Source organism: Vibrio sp. PID17_43 (assembly GCF_002608565.1).
Classification (GTDB): Bacteria; Pseudomonadota; Gammaproteobacteria; order Enterobacterales; family Vibrionaceae; genus Vibrio.
In genome coordinates this window covers 121,771-143,352 of the sequence record NZ_LIXM01000009.1, presented here as the reverse complement: position 1 = coordinate 143,352, position 21,582 = coordinate 121,771, and the positions used below count along the sequence as shown (strand labels likewise).

Annotated in this window: 25 protein-coding genes; 8 read left to right on the top strand and 17 right to left on the bottom strand. The window is 45.7% G+C overall.

Going from position 1 to position 21,582, the window contains the following annotated elements:
* Positions 1 to 91: 91 nt before the first annotated feature.
* The 3 genes from AK965_RS08580 to AK965_RS08570 are packed head-to-tail and all read left to right on the top strand — an operon-like array spanning position 92 to position 2,737.
* Positions 92 to 1,147 carry a glycosyltransferase family 9 protein gene (locus AK965_RS08580; RefSeq protein ID WP_099079215.1) on the top strand — a complete coding sequence of 352 codons (1,056 nt, stop codon included), beginning with the start codon at positions 92 to 94 and terminating at the stop codon, positions 1,145 to 1,147.
* A gap of 37 nt (positions 1,148 to 1,184) precedes the next feature.
* On the top strand, positions 1,185 to 1,949 hold the full coding sequence (locus AK965_RS08575) for a glycosyltransferase family 2 protein (RefSeq protein WP_099079214.1): 765 nt from the start codon (positions 1,185 to 1,187) through the stop codon (positions 1,947 to 1,949).
* Positions 1,949 to 2,737 (top strand): glycosyltransferase family 2 protein, encoded by a 789-nt coding sequence (locus tag AK965_RS08570; RefSeq protein ID WP_099079213.1) that lies wholly within the window; start codon positions 1,949 to 1,951, stop codon positions 2,735 to 2,737. The genes AK965_RS08575 and AK965_RS08570 overlap by 1 nt, the downstream gene beginning before the upstream one ends.
* A gap of 50 nt (positions 2,738 to 2,787) precedes the next feature.
* Here AK965_RS08570 and AK965_RS08565 read toward each other — a convergent pair whose 3' ends face one another.
* From AK965_RS08565 to radC, 8 genes are all read right to left on the bottom strand, one after another.
* The gene (locus AK965_RS08565) at positions 2,788 to 3,723 is read right to left on the bottom strand and encodes a glycosyl transferase family 90 (protein ID WP_099079212.1); all 936 of its coding nucleotides are present in this window, start codon (positions 3,721 to 3,723) and stop codon (positions 2,788 to 2,790) included.
* A complete protein-coding gene (gene coaD, locus AK965_RS08560) occupies positions 3,710 to 4,192 on the bottom strand; it encodes a pantetheine-phosphate adenylyltransferase (RefSeq protein WP_099079211.1) in 483 nt (160 codons plus the stop codon). The genes AK965_RS08565 and coaD overlap by 14 nt, the downstream gene beginning before the upstream one ends.
* 9 nt (positions 4,193 to 4,201) lie before the next feature.
* Entirely contained in the window at positions 4,202 to 4,954 is a 753-nt protein-coding gene (locus AK965_RS08555) for a glycosyltransferase family 25 protein (protein WP_099079210.1), read from the bottom strand.
* 22 nt (positions 4,955 to 4,976) lie between these two features.
* Entirely contained in the window at positions 4,977 to 5,786 is an 810-nt protein-coding gene (gene mutM / locus AK965_RS08550) for a bifunctional DNA-formamidopyrimidine glycosylase/DNA-(apurinic or apyrimidinic site) lyase (protein ID WP_099079209.1), read from the bottom strand.
* A gap of 20 nt (positions 5,787 to 5,806) precedes the next feature.
* On the bottom strand, positions 5,807 to 6,283 hold the full coding sequence (locus AK965_RS08545) for a hypothetical protein (protein ID WP_099079208.1): 477 nt from the start codon (positions 6,281 to 6,283) through the stop codon (positions 5,807 to 5,809).
* A 175-nt stretch (positions 6,284 to 6,458) separates the two neighbouring features.
* A complete protein-coding gene (gene rpmG / locus AK965_RS08540) occupies positions 6,459 to 6,629 on the bottom strand; it encodes a 50S ribosomal protein L33 (protein WP_004410866.1) in 171 nt (56 codons plus the stop codon).
* Positions 6,630 to 6,642: 13 nt separating this feature from the next.
* Positions 6,643 to 6,879, bottom strand: a complete 237-nt coding sequence (gene rpmB, locus AK965_RS08535) for a 50S ribosomal protein L28 (RefSeq protein WP_005467944.1) — start codon at positions 6,877 to 6,879, stop codon at positions 6,643 to 6,645.
* 302 nt (positions 6,880 to 7,181) lie between these two features.
* On the bottom strand, positions 7,182 to 7,856 hold the full coding sequence (radC, locus tag AK965_RS08530; RefSeq protein ID WP_099079207.1) for a DNA repair protein RadC: 675 nt from the start codon (positions 7,854 to 7,856) through the stop codon (positions 7,182 to 7,184).
* A 300-nt stretch (positions 7,857 to 8,156) separates the two neighbouring features.
* Here radC and coaBC point away from each other — a divergent pair, with 300 nt between their 5' ends.
* The 3 genes from coaBC to AK965_RS08515 all read left to right on the top strand — a co-directional run bounded on the left by coaBC (position 8,157) and on the right by AK965_RS08515 (position 11,078).
* Complete coding sequence (gene coaBC, locus AK965_RS08525; protein WP_099079206.1) at positions 8,157 to 9,368, top strand: bifunctional phosphopantothenoylcysteine decarboxylase/phosphopantothenate--cysteine ligase CoaBC; 1,212 nt, start codon at positions 8,157 to 8,159, stop codon at positions 9,366 to 9,368.
* Positions 9,369 to 9,531: 163 nt separating this feature from the next.
* Positions 9,532 to 10,122: a nucleoid occlusion factor SlmA gene (gene slmA, locus AK965_RS08520; protein ID WP_099079205.1), complete on the top strand. Its 591-nt coding sequence runs from the start codon at positions 9,532 to 9,534 to the stop codon at positions 10,120 to 10,122.
* Positions 10,123 to 10,127: 5 nt separating this feature from the next.
* Complete coding sequence (locus AK965_RS08515; protein WP_099079204.1) at positions 10,128 to 11,078, top strand: Kdo(2)-lipid IV(A) acyltransferase; 951 nt, start codon at positions 10,128 to 10,130, stop codon at positions 11,076 to 11,078.
* 391 nt (positions 11,079 to 11,469) lie between these two features.
* Here AK965_RS08515 and pyrE read toward each other — a convergent pair whose 3' ends face one another.
* Positions 11,470 to 12,111: an orotate phosphoribosyltransferase gene (gene pyrE / locus AK965_RS08510; RefSeq protein ID WP_099079203.1), complete on the bottom strand. Its 642-nt coding sequence runs from the start codon at positions 12,109 to 12,111 to the stop codon at positions 11,470 to 11,472.
* A 109-nt stretch (positions 12,112 to 12,220) separates the two neighbouring features.
* A complete protein-coding gene (rph, locus tag AK965_RS08505; protein ID WP_099079202.1) occupies positions 12,221 to 12,937 on the bottom strand; it encodes a ribonuclease PH in 717 nt (238 codons plus the stop codon).
* 165 nt (positions 12,938 to 13,102) lie between these two features.
* Here rph and AK965_RS08500 point away from each other — a divergent pair, with 165 nt between their 5' ends.
* Positions 13,103 to 13,969, top strand: a complete 867-nt coding sequence (locus AK965_RS08500) for a YicC/YloC family endoribonuclease (RefSeq protein ID WP_099079201.1) — start codon at positions 13,103 to 13,105, stop codon at positions 13,967 to 13,969.
* A 145-nt stretch (positions 13,970 to 14,114) separates the two neighbouring features.
* On the opposite strand, the gene AK965_RS08495 is transcribed toward AK965_RS08500, so the two are convergent.
* From AK965_RS08495 to AK965_RS08485, 3 genes are read right to left on the bottom strand one after another with little or no spacing between them, the layout of a single operon-like run.
* Positions 14,115 to 15,110 carry a DUF2955 domain-containing protein gene (locus AK965_RS08495; RefSeq protein WP_099079200.1) on the bottom strand — a complete coding sequence of 332 codons (996 nt, stop codon included), beginning with the start codon at positions 15,108 to 15,110 and terminating at the stop codon, positions 14,115 to 14,117.
* Positions 15,100 to 16,206 carry an HlyD family secretion protein gene (locus tag AK965_RS08490; protein ID WP_099079199.1) on the bottom strand — a complete coding sequence of 369 codons (1,107 nt, stop codon included), beginning with the start codon at positions 16,204 to 16,206 and terminating at the stop codon, positions 15,100 to 15,102. Before AK965_RS08490 ends, AK965_RS08495 begins: the two co-directional genes overlap by 11 nt.
* Complete coding sequence (locus AK965_RS08485; RefSeq protein ID WP_099079198.1) at positions 16,206 to 16,736, bottom strand: permease; 531 nt, start codon at positions 16,734 to 16,736, stop codon at positions 16,206 to 16,208. The genes AK965_RS08490 and AK965_RS08485 overlap by 1 nt, the downstream gene beginning before the upstream one ends.
* Positions 16,737 to 16,941: 205 nt before the next feature.
* On the opposite strand from AK965_RS08485, the gene AK965_RS08480 reads away from it, so the two are divergent.
* A complete protein-coding gene (locus AK965_RS08480; RefSeq protein WP_099079197.1) occupies positions 16,942 to 17,346 on the top strand; it encodes a YgiW/YdeI family stress tolerance OB fold protein in 405 nt (134 codons plus the stop codon).
* A 66-nt stretch (positions 17,347 to 17,412) separates the two neighbouring features.
* Here AK965_RS08480 and AK965_RS08475 read toward each other — a convergent pair whose 3' ends face one another.
* From AK965_RS08475 to AK965_RS08460, 4 genes are all read right to left on the bottom strand, one after another.
* Positions 17,413 to 17,838: a phosphate-starvation-inducible protein PsiE gene (locus tag AK965_RS08475; protein ID WP_099079196.1), complete on the bottom strand. Its 426-nt coding sequence runs from the start codon at positions 17,836 to 17,838 to the stop codon at positions 17,413 to 17,415.
* A 152-nt stretch (positions 17,839 to 17,990) separates the two neighbouring features.
* Positions 17,991 to 18,830 (bottom strand): ABC transporter ATP-binding protein, encoded by an 840-nt coding sequence (locus AK965_RS08470; protein WP_099079195.1) that lies wholly within the window; start codon positions 18,828 to 18,830, stop codon positions 17,991 to 17,993.
* Between the two features lie 36 nt (positions 18,831 to 18,866).
* The gene (locus AK965_RS08465; protein WP_099079194.1) at positions 18,867 to 19,724 is read right to left on the bottom strand and encodes an ABC transporter ATP-binding protein; all 858 of its coding nucleotides are present in this window, start codon (positions 19,722 to 19,724) and stop codon (positions 18,867 to 18,869) included.
* Positions 19,725 to 19,733: 9 nt separating this feature from the next.
* On the bottom strand, positions 19,734 to 21,560 hold the full coding sequence (locus tag AK965_RS08460; RefSeq protein ID WP_099079193.1) for an extracellular solute-binding protein: 1,827 nt from the start codon (positions 21,558 to 21,560) through the stop codon (positions 19,734 to 19,736).
* Positions 21,561 to 21,582 lie beyond the last annotated feature (22 nt).

The window sequence follows — 21,582 nt, the reverse complement described above, 5'->3', positions numbered from 1 at the left end:
TCACTGCTAAGTATAGAAGCGATGTATTTTACATTTATTGGGGATGTCTGCATAATTTAGCTGCATCTATTTACTCGATCAGACAATAACTATGCTCACTTCTCCCCCATCTTCGCTCTGTATATTGCGTTTATCTGCCATTGGTGATGTTTGTAACACCATCGCTACTGTGCAGGCGATCCAAAAACAATGGCCTGAGGCTCACATTACGTGGATCACAGGAAAGCTAGAGGCTCAGCTACTCAAAGCCATTGACGGCATCGAAGTCATTGTCTTTGATAAGAAAGCTGGTTTAAACGGCTATAAGGCGTTATGGCAGCAATTGAAAGGTCGTGAGTTTGATGCCTTGTTACACATGCAATATGCCATTCGAGCAAGCTTGGCAACATTAGGCATCAAAGCCAAATACAAACTTGGTTTTTCCTCTGATCGCAGCCAAGATTTTCAAACGTTGTTTACCAATGTAAAAGTACCTTCACCCACATCGCTCCATGTTGCCGATGGCTTAATGGCATTCGCACATCAAATTGGGGTCCCTAAGTCTGAGCTGACTTGGTCACTTTCTTATTCAGAGCAAGACAAAACGTGGGCAATGCAAGAGCTCGGCACGAATAAACCCAACTTACTTCTTGTTCCTGGCGCAAGTAAAGCATACAAAAACTGGAACGCTGATGGCTACGTTGACGTCATCAATCACGCACGTGAAAAAGGGTGGAATGTCATCCTTGCAGGCAGTCCAGCAAAAGTAGAAGTCGACTTAGCCGATGACATTCAGAGCAAGCTCGGCAAACCCTGCTTAAACTTGGTTGGAAAGAGTTCAATCTTGCAGATGTTAGCCCTCATCGATGAGGTGGAAATGGTGATAGCACCAGATACTGGTCCAGCACACATGGCGAGTGCGATGAATACACCGATTATTGGTTTATATGCGCACCATAACCCCGTTCGTGTCGGCCCATATCACTATTTGAAGTATGCGGTATCGGTATACGAAGAAGCGATTTTTGCTGAAACAGGCAAAACAAGCCAAGAGTTAAACTGGCGCACGCGAGCCAAAGATGAAAAAGCAATGGATCGAATCTCGAGTGAAAGTGTCATCAGCATGTTTGATCAAGTCGTAGAAGATTTGTACCCACAATACCAATAAACCTTATCTGTATAGATTGCCTAAAAAGGAAAACACCTTGTCTAAACCCACTTTAGCCGTTGCCTTAATTGTAAAAAATGAAGAGAAGCACCTCAAAGCTTGCTTAGATACCGTAAAAGATTGGGTCGATGAGATTGTTATTTTAGACTCGGGCAGCTCTGACCGCACCGAAGAAATTGCACGTCAGTACACCGATAAGTTTTATACCAACCTAGACTGGCCGGGATTTGGTAAACAACGTCAACTGGCTCAAAACTATGTGGCATCGGATTTTGTGCTTTGGTTGGATGCCGATGAGCAGGTCACGCCCGAGCTAAAAGAAAGCATCTTACAAGCGGTATCAGAAGATACGCCAAACACCTTGTATAAAGTGAACCGTCTCAGCGCAGCCTTTGGTAAGTTTATTTACCATTCCGGTTGGTCTCCAGATTGGATTGTCCGTTTATATCGCACTCGTTACACGCAATACAATGATGCTCTCGTGCATGAAAAAGTAGAAGATAAAGGCTTTGCAATCAAAAAGCTTGATGGCAGATTGCACCACTACACCTATGAACATCTGCACCATTACATCAACAAGACGACGGGCTACTTAAAAGCTTGGACCGACGAGCGAGAAGGTAAGAAAAAGTCAGGGCTAAGCACTGCAATCATTCATGCGCTAGCAAGCTTTCTAAAAATGTACATCCTTAAACGCGGTTTTTTGGATGGTAAACATGGCTTCATATTGGCGTGGTTAAGCATGCACTCTACCTTTGTAAAATACATCGACTTATACTTACGTGAACAGGCAAAAAAATAATGAAAACGACGTTAATTATTACCACTTATAACTGGAAAGAAGCACTAAAGTCTGTGTTAGAAAGCGTCAAACGCCAAACCATTTTACCTGACGAAGTGATTGTAGCCGATGATGGATCTCGCGAAGACACCAAAACTATGATTGACCAAATGCGAGAGGGGTTTCCTGTTCCATTACTGCATAGTTGGCATGAAGACAATGGTTTCCAGCTTTCTATGAGCCGTAACCGTGCAATTGCTAAAGCATCTGGTGACTACCTGATCATGATAGATGGCGACATGGTACTGTCTCAAACCTTTATCGAGTCCCATAAGCGCGTGGCAAAACCAAATTGGTTTGTTCAAGGTGGGCGAGTTCTGACTGATGAAGCATGCAGCCGTGAAATCATGGAAAATGGATTGGTTCCTTCTGTATTTAGCAAAGGGATCCGTAACCGTAAAAACTGTATTACCAACTCATTATTATCTAAGTGGTTCTCTTACGAGCGCAACAATGATAAAGCAACCCGAGGCTGTAATATGGCGTTTTGGAAAAGTGATGTTGTCGAAGTTAATGGCTTCAACCAAGACTTTGTTGGCTGGGGACGAGAAGACAGCGAATTTGTTCACCGCATGCTTAACTCAGGAAAGTCTCGCCTTTACCTGAAGTTCGCTGGTGTCGGTTACCACCTTTACCACGTAGAAAACTCGCGTGCGTCACTTGGCCAAAATGATGAGATTTTGGAAAACACCATTAATCACAAACTCAAGCGTTGTGAAAATGGTGTAAACCAATTTATCGATGACTAGGCAACAACGAAACATGAGAATAAAGAAAAGGGCCCTGATGCCCCTTTTCTTTATTTCTGGCCTGATAGCGTAAAGTACTTATCCGCCACCATGAGTGAAATTAAGCGTTCACGCTTATCATTTTTAAATTGCTCAACCCATTGGTGTGCATTATCAATAATGGCTAGTGCCTCTTCTTCGTTCTCTAGATAATAATTCATCTTTTCAGGTAGATCTGAATAGTCATCATTCACTTCCACATAATGAACGCCCGCTTGGAGTTTCCCCTCCATAAACCATGTTTCGTATTTTGGTTTAGACATGATAACCAACGAGTTTGAAGACATTGCCCACTTCAAGTTAGTCGCAACATCATTGCCTTCAATACACAGTAAAAACTTATACTGAAGCTGTTCCTCTATACTCATAAAGCCTTTTTCCCAAGGCTGCCCCTCAACAGGACGAGTCTGACCAATGTTGCATTGCGGATGATCGTAAAAAGCATGAATCACTTTTGTACGGTGTGGTTGAAAACCAACGCCACGCCATGCCACCATGTTTTTCTTATCTTGATAACGAACGGGATCATCAATAAATTTAAAATGACGGATCTGGTTAAGCTTTAAAACAACGGAATTTTGGTTTTGTCCCGCAATTGGCCGACTCTTAATAAAACTTGGCACATTGGGAATATGGGTAACATCACCATTAATATAGTTAAAAGCGAAGCGAGAGGGAAAGTAGCGCACCACTTGGCGTATATCAAAAAAGTAAGTCCACCCTTTTGTCTTTTTATACCCACTGATCGTCGCGTAACTTTGCTCGTTACTATCCACCTGAAACGGGGCACCACACTTATTGTAGTAATTAACTCGATCTAGACAGTTCGCCCTTTCAGATTCTGTCAGTGTCGACAGCAACTGCTTAGCTTGTGCTCTGTAAATAAAACGAGGAAGAAGAATAGACAAAGCATTAAAAAAGTAATACGGAAATTTACTGTCTTTCATTCACTTTTATCTCGATAGCGTTGGCCACGACTCTTGGCACAAATTGTTCAATACAACCACCATGAATGGCCACTTCACGAACAATCGTTGATGAGAGAAATGCAAACTCTTCCTCCGGTGTCAAAAATACACTCTCAAGGCCTGGCAGTAACTTCCTGTACATATTGGTTAAACCAAATTCATACTCAAAATCAACGGTCGTTCTCAAACCTCGAATCAAGACTTTAGCTTGTTCCTCTCTCGCAAAATCGACTAATAATCCAGAAAAACCCTTTACCGTTACCCCCGGGAGGTGAGCAACAACGTCTTCCATCAGTGTCACTCGCTCTTCCAATGTGAACATCGTATTTTTGGATGGGCTCGCGGCCACACCGATAACGACTTCATCAAACAATTCATGTGTACGTTCAATTAAATTTAAGTGACCATTAGTCACTGGGTCAAAGGTTCCTGGATATATCACTTTCATTCGTTTTACTCAGTGTTTTTTTACATTTTCAAAGCTGGCTAAGCGCTTTTTGCTCAGATTAGTCACGACATAGCGTTGGTAAGAGTCTCTAAAAAAAGAGGTGATAGAGGTAAAAGCACTTTGCTTTCTAGAGCTTAGGTCGCTATCAAAAGTGCCATTCTTACTTCCTTGATAAACGACAGGAGGATCCATCCAAAATGTATTATATTCTAATACATCTCGCATCTGGGTTTGGAATACATCGCTAGGCATACCCGTTCTATTTTCCTCAAAGAATTGAACAAACTTTCTAGCAACATCAAGGTGTATGATATAGCCACCCGTTCGTTTAGTATGGGATGCTAAATAGCATAATTTTCCTTTTTCTTTGATTTTCAAAGGAACAGAACGGTTACTATGCTCGATATTGACAATAAAGTTCACTTCATCACGCATTTCACATTCGACGAGTTTTAACTTATCTACAGCATCACTTGCCAGAAAAGCATCGTCCTCTAGGACAAGAGCTACCTCTATATTCCTTTTAACGATTTCCTCATAAACCAATATATGTTTATACGCGCAAGAAAGCTCAGGTAAGTTGTCATTTCCTTTGAAATACTTCGTTTTCACTTCTGGCGTGAGATCTTTGATATCGCCACGCAGCATATATTCGAAGTGAACAATCCCTCTCTCAGGAAGGTGCTTATCAATATGTTGTCTACGTTCTTCGTAGCCTTCACTAACATGAATAACAAATACGTGATCTAGAAAACTGGTCATTAGAGCTATATCTCAAAGAAGGTTAATGCTGACACAAAGGACAAAGAAAAGTATTTCTTTGCCCAATTTTTAGGGCTTCAATAATCGTACCACACTCTGGACAAGGTTCGCCTGCTTTACCATAAACTTGAAGTTCTTGAGCAAAGTACCCCGGCTTTCCATCCGCTTGAGAAAAATCTTTAAGTGTGGTTCCACCTTGCTGAATCGCGATCTCTAGCGTTGCTTTAATATTCTCTACAAGCAACTGCCACTCTTTTATTGATAACTTACCTGCTGGCCGCGTCGGGTGAATGCGTGATTTGAACAGAGACTCATTGGCGTAAATGTTCCCGACTCCGACGACGATTTTGTTGTCCATGATGAACTGCTTAACCGCAACGCGCTTACCTTTGGCTTTCTCCGCGACGTAGTCCGCATTGAACTCTTCCGTTAAAGGCTCTGGTCCCATATGCGCTAACACTGCGTGAGATTCATTTGGCGCGCACCAAAGCCATGCCCCAAAGCGACGCGGATCGTTGTAACGTAGGATTTTGCCATTCATCAGTTTGAGATCCACATGATCGTGCTTTGCTGCTGGGAAGTCTGCATCCAACACACGAAGCGATCCCGACATGCCCAAGTGAACAATCGCCGTGCCTTGCTCAGTTTCAATCAGCAAATACTTAGCTCGACGGCGAATATGGCGGATAACCTGTCCTTCTAATTGCTTTAACTCTTGGGGGATCTCCCAACGCAACTTAGGGGTACGGAACACAAAGGCCTTGATCGTTTGCCCAACCAGATGTGGGCTGATGCCCATACGGCTGACTTCAACTTCTGGTAACTCTGGCATAGGTTTTTCCTCTAAGACGTTTACTTGGGCATGATGTAATTACCATCGACAGAGATGGCAATCCATTTATCTTGCCAATTACGAAACAGCCAAAAGTCATCCATTCGAAAGAAAGTGACACGCTGCGGTTCATCTAACCCCTGGTACCAAATCTCGATGCTTTCAGGTGCGGTCAGCCTTGGCTTAAGATGACTATATTGCTCAGGGGTAAGTTCAGTCCCTTCCAAAGATTGCCAACGAGTGATGATCTCTTGTACGGGAATATTGGCTTTAATGTTCGATTGCCATTGACCGTTTTGCTTTTCCATCTCCCAGCCACTGAAGTACAGCGCACTCACTTCGTAATCTGAGCGCAGAAGATTAGGATAAGGATCCGCATCCTCAGTAAGTAGATAAGTTTTGATCCAAGTCGGCGCATTTAAGATCACCATGAAGGCGATAATGCCCAAGATAAGAATGTTGTTCCAACGACGGCGACGAGCCGGACTAATGCGCATAGTGGTTCCTAATCTCATGTGATTAGAGACAAACTATCAAAGCTCATCCATCTTGACTAGAACATCCGTATGCAAACGTGGTGAAGGTAGGGAGGAAGTGATGGGACAAATTTCAGATAATAAAAAACCCAACTCGAGAGTTGGGTTTTTCAAATCGTCAAAGAGACAAAACCAATTACTTGATTTTAGCTTCTTTGTACATAACGTGCTGGCGTACAACTGGATCAAATTTCTTGATCTCAAATTTGCCTGGCATGTTACGCTTGTTCTTATCAGTTGTGTAGAAGTGGCCTGTACCTGCTGAAGATACTAGACGGATTTTCTCACGAACGCCTTTCTTTGCCATTGCCTATTTCCTCTTAAACGTTTTCGCCACGTGCACGGATATCTGCAAGAACGGTATCAATACCTTTCTTGTCGATGATGCGCATACCTTTTGCAGTAAGGCGTAGTTTAACAAAACGTTTTTCGCTCTCTACCCAGAAACGATGAGTTTGTAGGTTCGGCAGAAAACGACGCTTAGTAGCATTTCGTGCGTGTGAACGGTTGTTACCCGTTACTGGACGCTTACCAGTTACTTGGCATACTCGTGACATGAATGTCTTCTCCAAAATCGTTTCAGCTCGATATCAACCTTGGTGGCCGAACCTCTCTATTTCTCGAAAAGAAGTTTGAGGTTAAGAACCGCTATGGAAAATCCATACAAGGCTATCAAAGGTCGCGCATTATACTAACTTGATATGCATTGCTCAAGACCCGAACAGATCCTTTTTACAGGTTTTCGTGATCTTTTTTTAAACAGCGGGTTTTTCTAGCAGTTCAAGCTGAATTCAGTTAAAAATTTAGTGGCGAGGATGATAGCAGATTTTTAGCAACTAACAACCTAAAAAATGCACAGTTATATCCACCCTCTTTCTGCGAAAGAAACACTTTCTCCATCACCAATGACAAAATGGTCCAAAACACGAATATCCACCAATGCTAATGCATCAATTAAACGGCGCGTAATTCGTCGATCCGCTTGACTCGGCTCTGCCACTCCGGATGGATGATTGTGTGCTAGAATCAAAGCTGCCGCGTTATGGTGTAGAGCGCGCTTAACCACTTCTCTCGGATAAACTGACGCCGTATCCAGCGTACCTTCAAATAGGATCTCATCTTTTATTACTCGATGCTGGTTATCTAGGAAAAGAATGTAAAACGCCTCTCTTTGGCGATCTCTTAAAATAGAAGAGAGATATAATTTGGTCTGCTCAGGGTTGGTTAATGCATCCCCCCGCTTTAACGTTTCAGCAAGATAGCGCTGCGCCATCTCAAGAACAGCCTGTAATTGCACATATTTAGCCTGCCCCAAGCCTTTGTGTTGGCAAAAGGATTTTTCAGACGCAGAAAACAACTGCCTAAGCGTCCCAAAGTCTTGAATGAGGAAATCAGCCAGCTCGATGACGTTCATACCTTGTGTGCCCGTGCGCAAGAATATCGCCAGTAGCTCGGCATCGGTCAGGGCTTGTGGTCCTCGCTGGAGTAACTTCTCTCTCGGCATAGAGTCATTGGGTAGGGCTTTAAGGGGCATCAGGCTTCTCACTCAATAAATGAATCCCTATTCCACAAAACCCCCAATAAAAGTCGAGTATCAATGTCGCTTTCCTAGCTCCCAACGGCGTTTCTATGTAATTGTGTGGATCATCAAGAGGTAGGAATTTCGATCAAATTAGCCCGAACGCTAGGCAAATCTTTTTGCCTCTGCGAGAAATAAAAATTGTAAGCATTCGTCACACTTTGTTTGATGTAGATGCATGTCCCATCCGATTTGCGCAGGCGATAAGCGTTTGAGTTGTGCTAGAATCCTCGCCAGAAAAATTGGAGAGCTCACATGCAAACACTAGCAGGAAAGAAAATTCTACTCGGCATCAGTGGCGGTATTGCCGCATATAAATGTGCGGAGCTAACCCGTCGCCTCATAGAAAGAGGGGCGCAAGTTCAAGTTGTGATGACAAAGGCGGCGAAAGAGTTCATTACGCCTTTAACCATGCAAGCCGTTTCTGGGCGCCCGGTCTCTGACAGCTTGTTAGATCCAGCGGCAGAAGCGTCAATGGGCCACATTGAATTAGCGAAATGGGCCGATTTGGTTCTTCTTGCTCCAGCAACAGCCGATTTGATTGCTCGCATATCTGCGGGTATGGGCAACGATTTGCTCAGTACGTTAGTACTGGCAACCGATTCGCCAGTCGCGGTGTCTCCTGCCATGAACCAACAGATGTATCGCAATGTGGCTACTCAAGAGAACATCGCGACATTAACACGCCGTGGTATGCACATTTGGGGACCTGCTGCAGGTGAACAAGCGTGTGGTGACGTGGGGCCTGGCCGAATGTTAGAACCGATGCAACTAGTGCACTTGTGTGAGCAGTTTTTTCAGCCAAAAGTGCTGGCTGGTCAATCTATTTTGATCACGGCAGGTCCAACGCGTGAGGCGCTCGATCCGGTGCGTTACATCACCAACCACAGCTCGGGCAAGATGGGGTATGCGTTGGCGAATGCGGCAACGCAAATGGGAGCGAAAGTCACCCTCGTTAGCGGCCCTGTTAACTTGAACACGCCAACAGGCGTAGAGCGCATTAACGTGTCTAGTGCACAAGAGATGCACGACGCGGTCATGGCGCACGCCGCCACTCACGATGCTTTCATCAGCTGTGCGGCGGTTGCAGACTATCGTCCAGAAGAAGTGGCCACTCAAAAGCTGAAGAAAACCGATGACAGTGATCAAATGACCATCACCATGGTGAAAAACCCTGACATTGTGGCGGCGGTAGCGGCAATGCCAAAGCAGCGCCCGTTTACGGTAGGCTTTGCTGCTGAGACCAATGACGTCGAAACCTATGCTCGCGGTAAGCTTTTGAAAAAGAACCTCGACATGATTTGTGCTAATGATGTCTCAGTTACCGGTCAAGGTTTCAACAGTAATGACAACGCGATTACGCTGTTTTGGCCACAAGGTGAACTTGCACTCACTCTTGAATCAAAAGAAGCATTAAGCTTCAAGATCCTAGAAAAAATGCACACCCTCATGCACGCACAGAAGTAATCGCCGTTCCATTTTTATCAAAATTTGACCAAAAATTGCGATAAACATGACAACTGAGGGTGTTAAAGCTCCCATTCCACCCTCCGTAGTCTAGTTTGATGCCAAATAGCATCTTATAATTCCCCCCCCCCGCCCAACTTTGTATTTTGTAAGGAAGTAATTAATGGCCGGCAGTAGAAAATCCAATCGTCGTGAAGAGATCTTGCAAGCATTAGCACAAATGCTTGAATCAACGGAAGGCGCTTCACGCATTACTACGGCAAAACTGGCAAAGCAGGTCGGCGTATCGGAAGCCGCGCTTTATCGTCATTTCCCAAGCAAAGCACGCATGTTTGAAGGCTTAATCGAATTTATTGAAGAAGCGCTCATGACACGCATCAACCGCATTCTGGATGATGAAAAAGATACCCTTGAGCGCATCCGTATGGTGATCCATCTGATTTTGGCATTCTCAGAGCGTAACCCTGGCCTGACACGCATCCTGTCTGGTCATGCTTTAATGTTTGAAAACGAGCGCCTACGTGAGCGTATCAACCAACTGTTTGAACGCATTGAAACTCAATTGCGCCAGATCTTGCGTGAACGTAAGATCCGAGAAGGCAAATCTTTCCCAGTTGAAGAACGTATCTTAGCCGCTCAAATTCTTGGACAAGTTGAAGGTAGCCTAAACCGCTTTGTCCGCAGTGACTTTAAATATCAGCCAACTGCGAACTTTGACGAGTACTGGGCACTTCTCAGTGCACAAATAAAGTAGAGATTATGAGTAAAGAAAAATACACGCAACCCGAGTTTTCTCTTTCCCTTCTCCACCCTCGTAACTGGGGTGTTTGGCTCGGGTTTGGCCTTTTGGCCATCGTGGTCAACCTCCTCCCTTATCGCTTGCTATTACCACTCGGCCGTACGTTCGGCCATTTGGGTATGCGTTACGGCAAAAAGCGGGTTCATATCGCCACACGTAACCTTGAATTGGCTTTCCCTGACAAAACCGCAGAAGAGATTCAGCATATCGTTGAAGAAAACTTCAAAAACACTGGTATGGCACTCATTGAAACCGGCATCACATGGTTCTGGCCAACATGGCGCTTCAAAACGTTGTTGGTCGAGAAAGACCTTATGGCGGTACGTGAAAAAGCGGCGGAAGGCAAAGGGGTACTGCTTTGCTGCGTGCACGCTCTGAATTTAGAAATCACTGCACGTGCTTTTGCGGTGCTTGGTGTCGCTGGCTATGGCGCATATCGTCCACACAACAACCCAGCCTACAACTTTATTCAATACTGGGGCCGCACCCACGATGGCAATAAGCTGATTGATCGTAAAGATGTGAAGCAGATGATTCGCGTCCTTCGCAGTGGTGAGCGCTTGTTTTACCTACCAGACCACGACTATGGACGTAACAAATCGGTCTTCGTGCCTTTCTTCGCGGTAGAAGATGCGTGCACCACGACCGGAACCAGCATTCTGGCTTACACGTCTAAGTGCGCCATCATCCCTGGATCGGGCTTTCGCAATGATGACGGAAAGTACGAGATCATTGCTGATAAATGCATTGACGCAAATTACCCGAAAAAAGACGAAGTGGCAGCCGCTGCTTACATGAACAAGTACGTGGAAGAGGTGATACTGCGCGCGCCGGCACAATGGATGTGGCTACACAAGCGTTATAAGACCATGGCCGATGAAAGTGCACCAAAAGGGATTCGATATAAATGAGCAGCATAGGTCCTAGGTTGTAGGCCTAGGATCCTAGGTGAAGCGCACTAGAAATTTGTGCATTTCATTGCTTCTTGAGAAAGCCATTTGAATACCGAATACGGAGCGCTTCGCGTACGGAATACTGAAGGCTTCACCTAAATCAAAGCCGTCATTCCAGCGAGCCCAAGCGAGACTAGGAATCTAATATCAACCAGCGCGTGGTCAAAACGCCCACTTCAACCATTGAGCGTTCGACTAGTAGATCCTGAATCACGTTCGTCCCTCACGGTTCAGAATGACAAGTATTTTCCTTATCACTCAAAGACAGCGATTGTGCGTAATCCGTAATCCAATATTTTAGGTCCTAGATCCTAGGGCCCATCTTTTGAACCTAGGACCTACCTTTTCCTTAAATCCCGTATTCCGTGCGGTATGTTTTCACCGCATCAAGGTGCTCTGTTGCGTCACCTTTCTCTTCTAGGTACGTGATCAAATCAGAGAGACTTACGATAGAAATCACCGCACAACCAAAGTCGCGCTCCACTTCTTGAATCGCTGATAGCGCACCTTTGCCTTTCTCTTGACGGTCGATAGCAACCAACACACCAGCAAGGTCTGCACCGTTTGCTTGGATGATTTCCATCGACTCACGAATCGCTGTGCCCGCCGTGATTACGTCATCCACCAGCATGATACGCCCCTCTAGCGCTGAGCCTACAAGGTTACCACCTTCACCGTGATCTTTTGCTTCTTTACGGTTGAAGCAGTAAGGCGTGTCGATGTCGTGGTGATCTGCCAGTGCTACTGCTGTGGTTGTCGCAATTGGAATGCCTTTGTACGCAGGGCCAAATAGCACATCAAACTCGATGCCAGAGTCTGCTAATGCAGCTGCGTAAAAACGGCCAAGGCGAGCAAGGTCTCGGCCTGTATTGAAAAGACCAGCGTTAAAGAAGTACGGGCTCTTACGGCCTGATTTCAAAGTAAACTCACCAAACTTAAGAACTTGTTTCTCAAGTGCAAACTCAATAAATTCACGCTGGTATGCTTTCATTATTTTCTCTCAATTTTCCGTGTGGGTATTATCTTTTTCTAAATCCTAGGTCCGAGGACCTAGCAATATGTAAAAAAATAGCTTCCTTTGTGGGGAAGCTATCTAAAAATTAATGAGCTAACGCCGCCTTCTGCGCTGCGACGATTTCGCTGATGCCGATTTTCGCCGACTCGAGCAAGGCCATCAGCTGTTCTTGACTGAACGGTTCACCTTCTGCGGTGCCTTGAACTTCAATCATCTTGCCTTCTTCCGTCATAACCACGTTCATGTCGGTGTCTGCAGCTGAATCTTCTACGTATTCAAGGTCACATAGCACTTCGTCACCGAGCAAACCAACCGAAACCGCTGCAACATGGCCTTTCATTGGGTTTGCTTTTAGCTTGCCGCTATCAATTAGGTGCTGAAATGCATCGGCCAGTGCAACGCTTGCGCCACTAATAGATGCCGTGCGTGTACCACCATCGGCTTGGATTACGTCACAGTCAACCGTGATCATAAACTCACCCATTGCCTTTAGATCCACAACAGCACGTAGGCTGCGCGCGATAAGGCGTTGGATTTCCATCGTACGACCACCTTGCTTACCGTTCGCCGCTTCACGACGAGTGCGTGAGTGAGTCGCACGCGGTAGCATGCCGTATTCTGCCGTTACCCAGCCTTTACCTTGGCCTTTTAGCCAGCGAGGCACAGATTCTTCTACGGTCGCATTACACAAAACTTTTGTGTTGCCGAACTCAACCAACACTGAACCTTCAGCGTAAGCAGTGTAGTTACGAGTAATTTTGATTGGGCGAACTTGGTCCGCCTTGCGATCGTTTGGACGCATGGGCATCTACCTTTAACAATGGGAAGAAGACGATTTGATTGGGCGTAGATTATAGCGGAATCGTTTAAATAAAGCTATTGGGTTACAGATTGACGAAGCCTCCCTCATCTTGCTGTGCTACTATTGCGGAGTAATTTTCAGCAAAATTAAAGACAGGAAAATTCGATGATTTACAGTATGACAGCGTATGCACGCAAAGAAGTAAAAGGCGATTGGGGCTCAGCAGTGTGGGAAATCCGCAGTGTTAACCAGCGTTACCTAGAAACCTACTTTCGTATGCCAGAGCAATTCCGCGCTCTAGAGCCCGTTTTGCGCGAGCGTTTCCGTAAGCGTCTAGCTCGCGGTAAAGTAGAGTGCAGCCTGCGCTTTGAAGCCAACCCAGCGGCAAAAGCAGAACTCAGCATCAACGAGACGTTAGCCAAGCAAGTGATCAAAGCCGCTGAGCAAGTCATGCACATGACTGGTGAACTCAGCCGCATTAACCCATTCCAAGTTATGCAATGGCCAGGCGTGATGGAAACCCCTGAGCAAGACATGGATACGGTCAACAAAGCCCTCTTAGGCGCGTTTGATGAAGCCATCAACGAGTTCATTGAAGCGCGTGGTCGTGAAGGCGACAACATGAAAGCGTTGATCGAACAACGTCTAGAAGCGATCACGGCAGAAGTCGTGAAAGTGCGTGCTCGCATGCCTGAAATCCTAGAATGGCAGCGTGAGCGCCTGTTCTCTAAGTTTGAAGATGCAAAAGTTGAACTGGACCCATCTCGCGTAGAACAAGAACTGATTCTGTTAGCCCAGAAATCGGACGTAGCAGAAGAGCTCGACCGCTTGGATTCTCACGTGAAAGAAACCACCAACATTCTGAAGAACGGAGGCTCAGTAGGCCGCCGTCTCGATTTCATGATGCAAGAGTTCAACCGAGAATCCAACACACTGGCGTCGAAATCAATCAGCACCGACATCACGGCTTCTGGCGTGGAACTCAAGGTTCTGATCGAACAGATGCGTGAACAGATCCAGAACATCGAATAAGGTTTATGTGAGTTTTCTCTCGTTCACAAATGCACACTAAGCCCCTAATTAAAGGGGCTTTTTGCCTTTTCTAGTAATCTATTCTTGTTATCTACTATTTGCTAATCTTCTGCCAAATAATAACACCAGTGGTGGCAATATCTGTCTAGTGCAATTTGGGGCGTGGCTGCAATATGATCAGCACCATGATGCCAAGAACGACAGCAAGTAAAATCGAACCAAAGCGAACTAAATCATCCGATATCGCGCTGATGCTCGTCGACGTCAAACCATAAAACACCAGAACCACATAACTCGAATACAACAGCTGAATCGAATTGTAGCTCGCCCTCTTTTCCATGGCATGAATCCCCATAAACAGTGCACTCACAATCGCCGCCCCCAATATCCCCAACAAATTGGTCTGCAGCACGCTCATGATTAATGGTGGGATCGCATACAACACACTGGCATAAGTCACCAGTAAGCGCCTTAAACCATAGTCGTGACCAATGACAGGGTCAGGATCTTTGATCACTAATGCAACAACAATGGTGATGATCGTGCTCTGCTCGAGATCCAACGTCATTGTCACGTACAGGGTAATCAAAACCATCAACGCTTTAACAAACACCTGCCATTCATCATTATGCATCGGCTGAGTTTGAGAGGGGCTGAGTGACGGCGCTAATGGCTCCCCATGAGGGAAGACAAAATAAGCCAAATACGCAACGAAGCCAGCAATACCAATGTTACTCAACAAGGCAAGAGGGATTTCACTGACATCTACGCCCTTTTGTTGGGTGAACACCGCAATCATGGCCGTAGATACAACCAGCAAAATCGCCAACACATCCTGTGGATTTTTTTTCGCGCGCGCCATGCACCAATAAAACACGCCAAACAAGGCAAGGTAATAGACTTGAGGGTAATCCGAAAGCAGCTGACTGAGCAGTGCCTGGCTCCAAGCGGTGACAAACAGCACAACGCCCATGATGATGACCATCACTAACGGCGGCGGTTCATGCGTCGTCGTTAAAAACACAGCGCACATAGCAGGAGCAAGCAAAGGCAAATCGGTGCCAAATACGTACTGCCAAAACAACAGCAGTATGGGGAATATGGCCACTCTTAATAATGGATTCGCACTACTACGATACATAACTTAGATAACTCCAAGCCCAAATCCAAACATCAAGCAGGCGCTCACCTAGGTAACTTTCATCGGGGTAAAACGCCACAACCGCACGCCCACTGTAGCGAAGGGTAAGCTCGCTAGGTAGATCAACAAATTCAATATTAACCGGAAAGCGTTGCGCTTTAACACTACCGGTCGGAGAGTCAAACATACCGCTCGCGTTATTCACCGTTAGGCTGCCATTACCACTGCTCCCCCAGCCAATCGACGTCACTTTTCCCTTAAAGACTTCACCTGGGTACGAATCAAAAACAATTTTCACCGGATCTTCTGCTTTGAGGTGCATGAGGGAGTTTTCTCTGACCATGGCCGTCAGCCAAAAACCATTACTACTCACAAACGTCAGCAACGGTTGCCCTGCTGCGGCGTAATCACCAACACTCACATCCATATTTGTGATCACCCCTTCGCCAGGGGCTTTTAACTCGGTATGACTCAGGTCTAGCAACGCTTGCTCTTGCTTATTGAGTGCCGCCTGTATTTCTGGGTTCTTGATGTCACGAGGCCCAAACTCTTGCTTGGCTTTGTCCAATGCGGAAACCGCCTGATCCAAGTTGGCTTGAGCCGACTGGAGGTCCGCTAAGCTGTCATCCATAGCGGCTTGGCTGATCGTGCCTTTTTCCACTAACACACGATTGCGCGCCACGTGACGCTTAACATTGTTCAACTTAACGCGCGCCGCGACTTCATTCGCTTTAGCGACATTAATCGCAGCGGAATCAGCTTGATACGATTGCCCGGCCTGTAGCAATGCCAATTTGGTTGCTTTGACGGCTAACTCAAAGGGTTGCTTGTCAATGGTCAGCAGTGGCTGCCCAAAGGTCACACTGGCGTTATTACGGATGTTAACCGCAGCAATCGGTCCTGACACTTCTGGAGCAATGCGTATCACATTAGTATTCACTCGCGCATGTTCCGTCATCGGTGTAACTCTGTCGGCCCAAAGGGTGTAAAGCCAAAGTAATAAGACGCCCAAAAAAATAATATAGGTGACCGAACGGGCTTTTTGTGTGGTACTTGCCTCTTCTTTCTTCAATTCCGTCGAATGTTCATCTGTCATTAATTGGGATCCTTATGCTCTTCAATGAGTTCAATGAGTTCAATGACGCTGACCTTTTTATACAACAAACTATTTTTTGTTCTGACTTCGATAATCAGTGTGATGAAGAAAGCAAACATCCCCACCATCACCGCTGCGATATAGGCCGAAACCATGACTTCGCCAATGTACTTTGTCCACAACAAGGCCAGTACCGTCAGCCAGCCAAACAAAACCGCAGCATGCTTCAATGCAATGGGCACCAAGTCCGCCCAAAGCGATGATGCAATTTGGGGCAATGCATCTGGGTAAGCTTTGCCTATATGTCGGAGAAATAATTTCGATGTGATGAGAGAGAGAATGATGCCTAAGCCAAAAGTCAAGGTGATCGCTTCTCCCCATACCGTTATCTGCTCATGGCGAATCAGATTGATCGAGACAGGCACGGCATCCATCGGTTCAAAGTGCACGTACGCGATGTACCCATTGATCAGAGCATTTATGATTCCCGCAATCAATGAGTCTTGGACTCGAACTTGTAGACCCAACATAAATCCCCATCTTAAACTGGTTAGATAAAAAGAGAGCGACCGCAGAGTCAGCACACTTCTAAAACCAACAAAAGTAGGGCGGATCTTACCGTCACGTTCGTAGCTTTTTTGTTGTATTGCGCTACATTAACAACTATAGCCTTTTGTAATTAGAATGCTATTTATTGCCTTTGCACAAAAATGACACACTTTGACGGGAGACAGCATGAAAAAAATACTCATGACCGCTATCGGTATGGTCCTTCTATCGAGTCCAACGTTCGCTTCTGACGACACTATCGCCAAAGAAAGCGTCCTCACGACAGACCAAGGGGGATTTGATGGCCCCAAAGAAAATGACACATTAAATACCGTTGAAGATGTGATGAATGCAGAATGGCTCACCGATGGGATGACGGTGACCATTATTGGACATATCACCGTGTCTTTAGGCAATGAACAATATACCTTTGCCGATGATACAGGGAGCATGACCATAAAAATCGGCCCTTATGTTTGGGACGAACAAAAAGTAACGCCAAAAGACAAGGTTCAAATCGTAGGTAAAATTGCCAAGAATGACAGCAGCAGTGCGGTGATTGCTGACTCACTTAAAATCCTCTCCAAGTAGCCGATAATCACACCTAGCGCTTCAATAAAAAAACCAGTTACATCATGACTGGTTTTTTCAATAAAATTATTCGTCTTTTTCGGCGGTTTGATGATCGATATACGGCCAATAATGATGACCAACTCGAATAACCAAGGTTGCAGCAGCCAGAATAAATGCCGCTAAAGACAGCCAGACAATCATCACTGAGTCGAGTTCTTTCATACCAAGGGTGATGTAGCGAGCAATCGCCATAATGGCAATATACATAGGGTAACGAACTGGGATCTTACCATTCATCACAAACTGTCCGACCATGGCGAGCACTTCGAGATAGATGAACATTAATAAGATATCCTCAAGTAACACTCGCTTTTGCACATATATGTGGACAAACTCTTCGGCCATCGCCCACACCGTCGCCATCGTGATGGCAACCAAAAGCACGGCTTCAAGCACATGAAAGATTTTCAGAAAGGGGCGACTGAATGATTGAGGTAAATGGGACGGCATTGCGAACTATCCAAACAAATCAAAGGAATAAATTGGAGTGTAGCACGCTAATTTCAATATCCAATATCTAGAAAAAAGTGAAAATAAAAAACGCCCCATCCTGTGGAGCGCTTCCTTTTTATCTGGCTTTCCGTTCTACTTGAGTCGTGGCATTACGCCACTTGCTGCTTTTTTTCTGCCAAGCGCTTTTTCTTGCGGTACTTGGGATGCGTAATCGGAATCGCCGAAAGTAGCGTCTTGGTATAATCATTTTGCGGATTAGCGTAAATTTCTTTCGCACTGCCCGCTTCCACCACTTTACCAAAGTACATCACTGCGACTTTATCAGAGACGTGTTTCACCACCGATAAATCATGTGAAATAAAGATGATCGCTAGGTTCATCTCTTGCTGCAGTTGCAGCAACAAGTTCAGGATCTGAGCCTGAACCGATACATCCAATGCCGATACCGACTCATCACAAATCAGTAATTTAGGCTTAAGTGCAATCGCACGAGCGATACCAATACGCTGACGCTGGCCACCTGAGAATTCATGTGGATAACGGTTGACTGCGGTTTCTGGTAAACCGACCTTCACCAGTACCTCTTTCACCCATTGCTTCCGTTCTGCAGGGGTGCCAATCTTATGAATAATGTACGGCTCTTCCAAAATCATACCAATGGTGTGACGTTGGTTGAGGGATTCCATCGGATCCTGAAAAACAATCTGCATGTCTTTACGCAATGAACGCATTTCTTTGACAGACAGCTTAGTGATGTCTTTACCTTCAAAGAAAATCTTACCTGCGGTTGGCTCGTACAGTTTTAGAATGGTACGACCTAAGGTACTTTTGCCACAGCCCGATTCGCCCACTAAGCCAAGAGTCTCCCCCTCACCTACTGACAGTGACACACCATCTACCGCTTTAATGGTGTAGCCTTTCTTAAACAGTCCTTTACCAGATACAAAGTGCTGCTTAAGATTTTCAATTCTTAATACTTCTTTTGCCATAACATCCTCTTTTATGACTTGTTCACTTTGCACCAGTTAGCTCGCAAACATACTGGCGTCAATCGGCTTAATGTCGATCATCTGCTTAGGTTCGTTATCCAAACTTGGCATCAAACCCATCAAACGTTTGGTGTATGGGTGCTGAGGATTATCAAACAACTCGAAAATCTCGGCTTTTTCCACAATACGACCTCCATACATCACCGCCACGTCATCACACACTTCAGCAACCACGCCAAGGTCATGGGTGATAAAAATCATCGCCATACCCGTCTCTTCTTGCAGTTCGTTCATGAGTTCAAGGATAGACGCCTGCACGGTAACATCCAGTGCCGTGGTTGGCTCGTCACAGATCAAAATGTCTGGTTTACAAGCCAGTGCCATCGCAATCATCACACGCTGACGCATGCCGCCAGACAAGTTATGCGGATACTCATTCAAACGCTTCTCTGGAAGTGGGATTTTTACTTTCGCAAGCATTTCAACTGCATACGTTTCACGCGCCTTCTTATCCAGTTCAGGGCGGTGCAGTTCTAACACTTCACAAAGTTGACGACCGATAGTATGAACCGGGTTCAGTGCCGTCATCGGATCTTGGAAGATGATAGAAATACGGTCACCACGCATGGCATACATTTCTTCTGCTGGCAGCTTTGCAAGATCAGTACCGCGGTAATTCACTTCACCATTAATGATCTTGCCGTACGGCTTTGGCAACAAGCCCATGATGGACATCGAGGTGACACTTTTACCACTGCCCGACTCACCGACTAAGCCAAGAGTACGCCCAGCGCGAACATCAAAGTTCACACCATGCAGTACTTTTACTGGGCCATCATCGGTTGTGAATTCAACCTCTAGGTCTTTCACTCTTAGGATTACTTCGTTTTCCATAACACATCCTTACAGCTTATAAGTGTCATCAACGACAACAACCGGTTCAAAGGTTTTACCAGACTTCATCGCTTTCTGGGTATCGTTCTTCACGTCTTTATCGATCCAGTAAGTACCATCGCCAATAATGCCACCACTGAACAACGCTTCTGTCATTCGATTCATTGGCTTCTCAGGTAGCTTCAACCAACGCCAGTGGCCGTAACGAACGTATGGCACCATGTAACCCGGGACAATCACGTGCGCGTCAATGATGTCGCGTTGGATTTCATGGCCTAGCTGAATCTTCTTATCCATGTCCATGTTGAAACGGTACTCAATGATCTTCTCATCAAGATCTGGCGTGCTGTAGTTTGTGAACGAGTTAGTTTGTGGCTTATTGGCGTTCACTGAGTGGAAGTACTCCCAATAGGTTGGGATCTCAGACGTACCCATATCTAGGAACGCTAAATCGTGCTTTTTCTCGCGAACGTATTTGAACATCGATGAACCATCGATCAACTTAAGTTCAATATCCAAGCCCGCCAACTTCGCTTGCTCACGCACAAAGGCAATACGTGGCGTATGCACAGGTGTCGCGTAGGTAAGCTCGAAGCTCAAACGCTGGCCTTTGTCATTGACACGGATGCCATCGGAGCCAATCTTATCAAAGCCTGCGGCTACAAATGCTTGTGCTGCTTTTTCTGGGTCAAACTTGGGCGCTTTGGGGTCTGGTAGTGTGTATTTACCGTGACCATAGCCTGTCGGGTTTGGCTTACGGCTGTAATCACCACGCATGATATTTTCGATCATGCCATCAAAATCAATCGCGTAAGTGATGCCTTTACGAATGTTTAAGTCATCCAATAATGGCATTGCGGTATTCATCCAAACACCGCCTGCACCTACAGGGTATTGGTTGTAGCCCCAAAACTTCTGAATATAGCCTTTTTGGTAAGGTTCCGTATCCGATTTGTCATGCCATAAACTTGGTAGCACCAAACCAAACGCGTCTAAGCTGCCTTTCTCAAAGTGCTTTTTGGCAATATCGTTATCACGGATGACTGTGATACGGATTTTGTCGACGTTATAACGGTTTTGGTAGTACTTGTTGGTGTAACCCCACCAATCATCACCTACGTGCTTAAAGGTGACGCTTTTGCCTTTTTTGATATCCGCTAGGTAGTAAGCGCTTGTTGTTGGCTCACTCTTGAAGTTGTAATACCGAACGAAATCATCATGAATGCCGTCGCCGTTAGCGTCTTTCTTCGGATTCGCATAGAAATGAGCAGGGCGAGGACGCAGTGCGCCCATTCTTAACAACAGCTCTTCAGGATTAAGTTCTTTCGCGGCCTTCACAGCAAACGTGTGATCATCAAACTTAATGACATCGGCGACAGTTTTGTTGTAATAGTCGTTATACCAAGGCTCAAGAATGTCTTTCGAACGGTAGAACTTCAGCATAAAAACAAAATCGTCTGCCGTGACGGGCTTGCCATCAGACCATTTCGCTTCTGGGTTCAGTTTGAAATAAACCGTTTTGTTATCACCTGCTAGTGCCCACTCATTGGCAAGTTCAGGGATGAACTCTAAAGTGTCAGGGTGACGAACCACCAATCCTGGCGTCTCATCCAAGATAAAGGAACGCAACCCAGAGTTCGCATCTGGACCAACGCTACGTAGAGTCTGCGGAAAGCTCGACATGTAGGTACGGTAAGTCCCTCCACGCTTCGCTTCAGGCGAGCCATATTGCGGCTCATTCCAGTTGGTTTGCCAGTCTAACTCCGCCGGAGGCGTTGCCGACATCGCACCAAAACTCAGGGCGCTCAGCGTGGACGCTAATAGTATTCTTTTCATAAAACTTCCCTTTTTATGTTCT

What these genes read in the sequence shown, in the direction of transcription:
- rpmG (WP_004410866.1), bottom strand. Translation starts at nt 6,629, where the DNA reads ATGGCAAAGAAAGGCGTTCGTGAGAAAATCCGTCTAGTATCTTCAGCA.
- AK965_RS08555 (WP_099079210.1), bottom strand. Translation starts at nt 4,954, where the DNA reads ATGACCAGTTTTCTAGATCACGTATTTGTTATTCATGTTAGTGAAGGC.
- AK965_RS08490 (WP_099079199.1), bottom strand. Translation starts at nt 16,206, where the DNA reads ATGACAGATGAACATTCGACGGAATTGAAGAAAGAAGAGGCAAGTACC.
- coaBC (WP_099079206.1), top strand. Translation starts at nt 8,157, where the DNA reads ATGCAAACACTAGCAGGAAAGAAAATTCTACTCGGCATCAGTGGCGGT.
- AK965_RS08580 (WP_099079215.1), top strand. Translation starts at nt 92, where the DNA reads ATGCTCACTTCTCCCCCATCTTCGCTCTGTATATTGCGTTTATCTGCC.
- rph (WP_099079202.1), bottom strand. Translation starts at nt 12,937, where the DNA reads ATGCGTCCAAACGATCGCAAGGCGGACCAAGTTCGCCCAATCAAAATT.
- AK965_RS08515 (WP_099079204.1), top strand. Translation starts at nt 10,128, where the DNA reads ATGAGTAAAGAAAAATACACGCAACCCGAGTTTTCTCTTTCCCTTCTC.
- AK965_RS08545 (WP_099079208.1), bottom strand. Translation starts at nt 6,283, where the DNA reads ATGCGCATTAGTCCGGCTCGTCGCCGTCGTTGGAACAACATTCTTATC.
- AK965_RS08470 (WP_099079195.1), bottom strand. Translation starts at nt 18,830, where the DNA reads ATGGCAAAAGAAGTATTAAGAATTGAAAATCTTAAGCAGCACTTTGTA.
- slmA (WP_099079205.1), top strand. Translation starts at nt 9,532, where the DNA reads ATGGCCGGCAGTAGAAAATCCAATCGTCGTGAAGAGATCTTGCAAGCA.
- rpmB (WP_005467944.1), bottom strand. Translation starts at nt 6,879, where the DNA reads ATGTCACGAGTATGCCAAGTAACTGGTAAGCGTCCAGTAACGGGTAAC.
- AK965_RS08500 (WP_099079201.1), top strand. Translation starts at nt 13,103, where the DNA reads ATGATTTACAGTATGACAGCGTATGCACGCAAAGAAGTAAAAGGCGAT.
- coaD (WP_099079211.1), bottom strand. Translation starts at nt 4,192, where the DNA reads ATGAAAGTGATATATCCAGGAACCTTTGACCCAGTGACTAATGGTCAC.
- radC (WP_099079207.1), bottom strand. Translation starts at nt 7,856, where the DNA reads ATGCCCCTTAAAGCCCTACCCAATGACTCTATGCCGAGAGAGAAGTTA.
- AK965_RS08480 (WP_099079197.1), top strand. Translation starts at nt 16,942, where the DNA reads ATGAAAAAAATACTCATGACCGCTATCGGTATGGTCCTTCTATCGAGT.
- pyrE (WP_099079203.1), bottom strand. Translation starts at nt 12,111, where the DNA reads ATGAAAGCATACCAGCGTGAATTTATTGAGTTTGCACTTGAGAAACAA.
- AK965_RS08485 (WP_099079198.1), bottom strand. Translation starts at nt 16,736, where the DNA reads ATGTTGGGTCTACAAGTTCGAGTCCAAGACTCATTGATTGCGGGAATC.
- AK965_RS08570 (WP_099079213.1), top strand. Translation starts at nt 1,949, where the DNA reads ATGAAAACGACGTTAATTATTACCACTTATAACTGGAAAGAAGCACTA.
- AK965_RS08495 (WP_099079200.1), bottom strand. Translation starts at nt 15,110, where the DNA reads ATGTATCGTAGTAGTGCGAATCCATTATTAAGAGTGGCCATATTCCCC.
- AK965_RS08565 (WP_099079212.1), bottom strand. Translation starts at nt 3,723, where the DNA reads ATGAAAGACAGTAAATTTCCGTATTACTTTTTTAATGCTTTGTCTATT.
- mutM (WP_099079209.1), bottom strand. Translation starts at nt 5,786, where the DNA reads ATGCCAGAGTTACCAGAAGTTGAAGTCAGCCGTATGGGCATCAGCCCA.
- AK965_RS08475 (WP_099079196.1), bottom strand. Translation starts at nt 17,838, where the DNA reads ATGCCGTCCCATTTACCTCAATCATTCAGTCGCCCCTTTCTGAAAATC.
- AK965_RS08460 (WP_099079193.1), bottom strand. Translation starts at nt 21,560, where the DNA reads ATGAAAAGAATACTATTAGCGTCCACGCTGAGCGCCCTGAGTTTTGGT.
- AK965_RS08465 (WP_099079194.1), bottom strand. Translation starts at nt 19,724, where the DNA reads ATGGAAAACGAAGTAATCCTAAGAGTGAAAGACCTAGAGGTTGAATTC.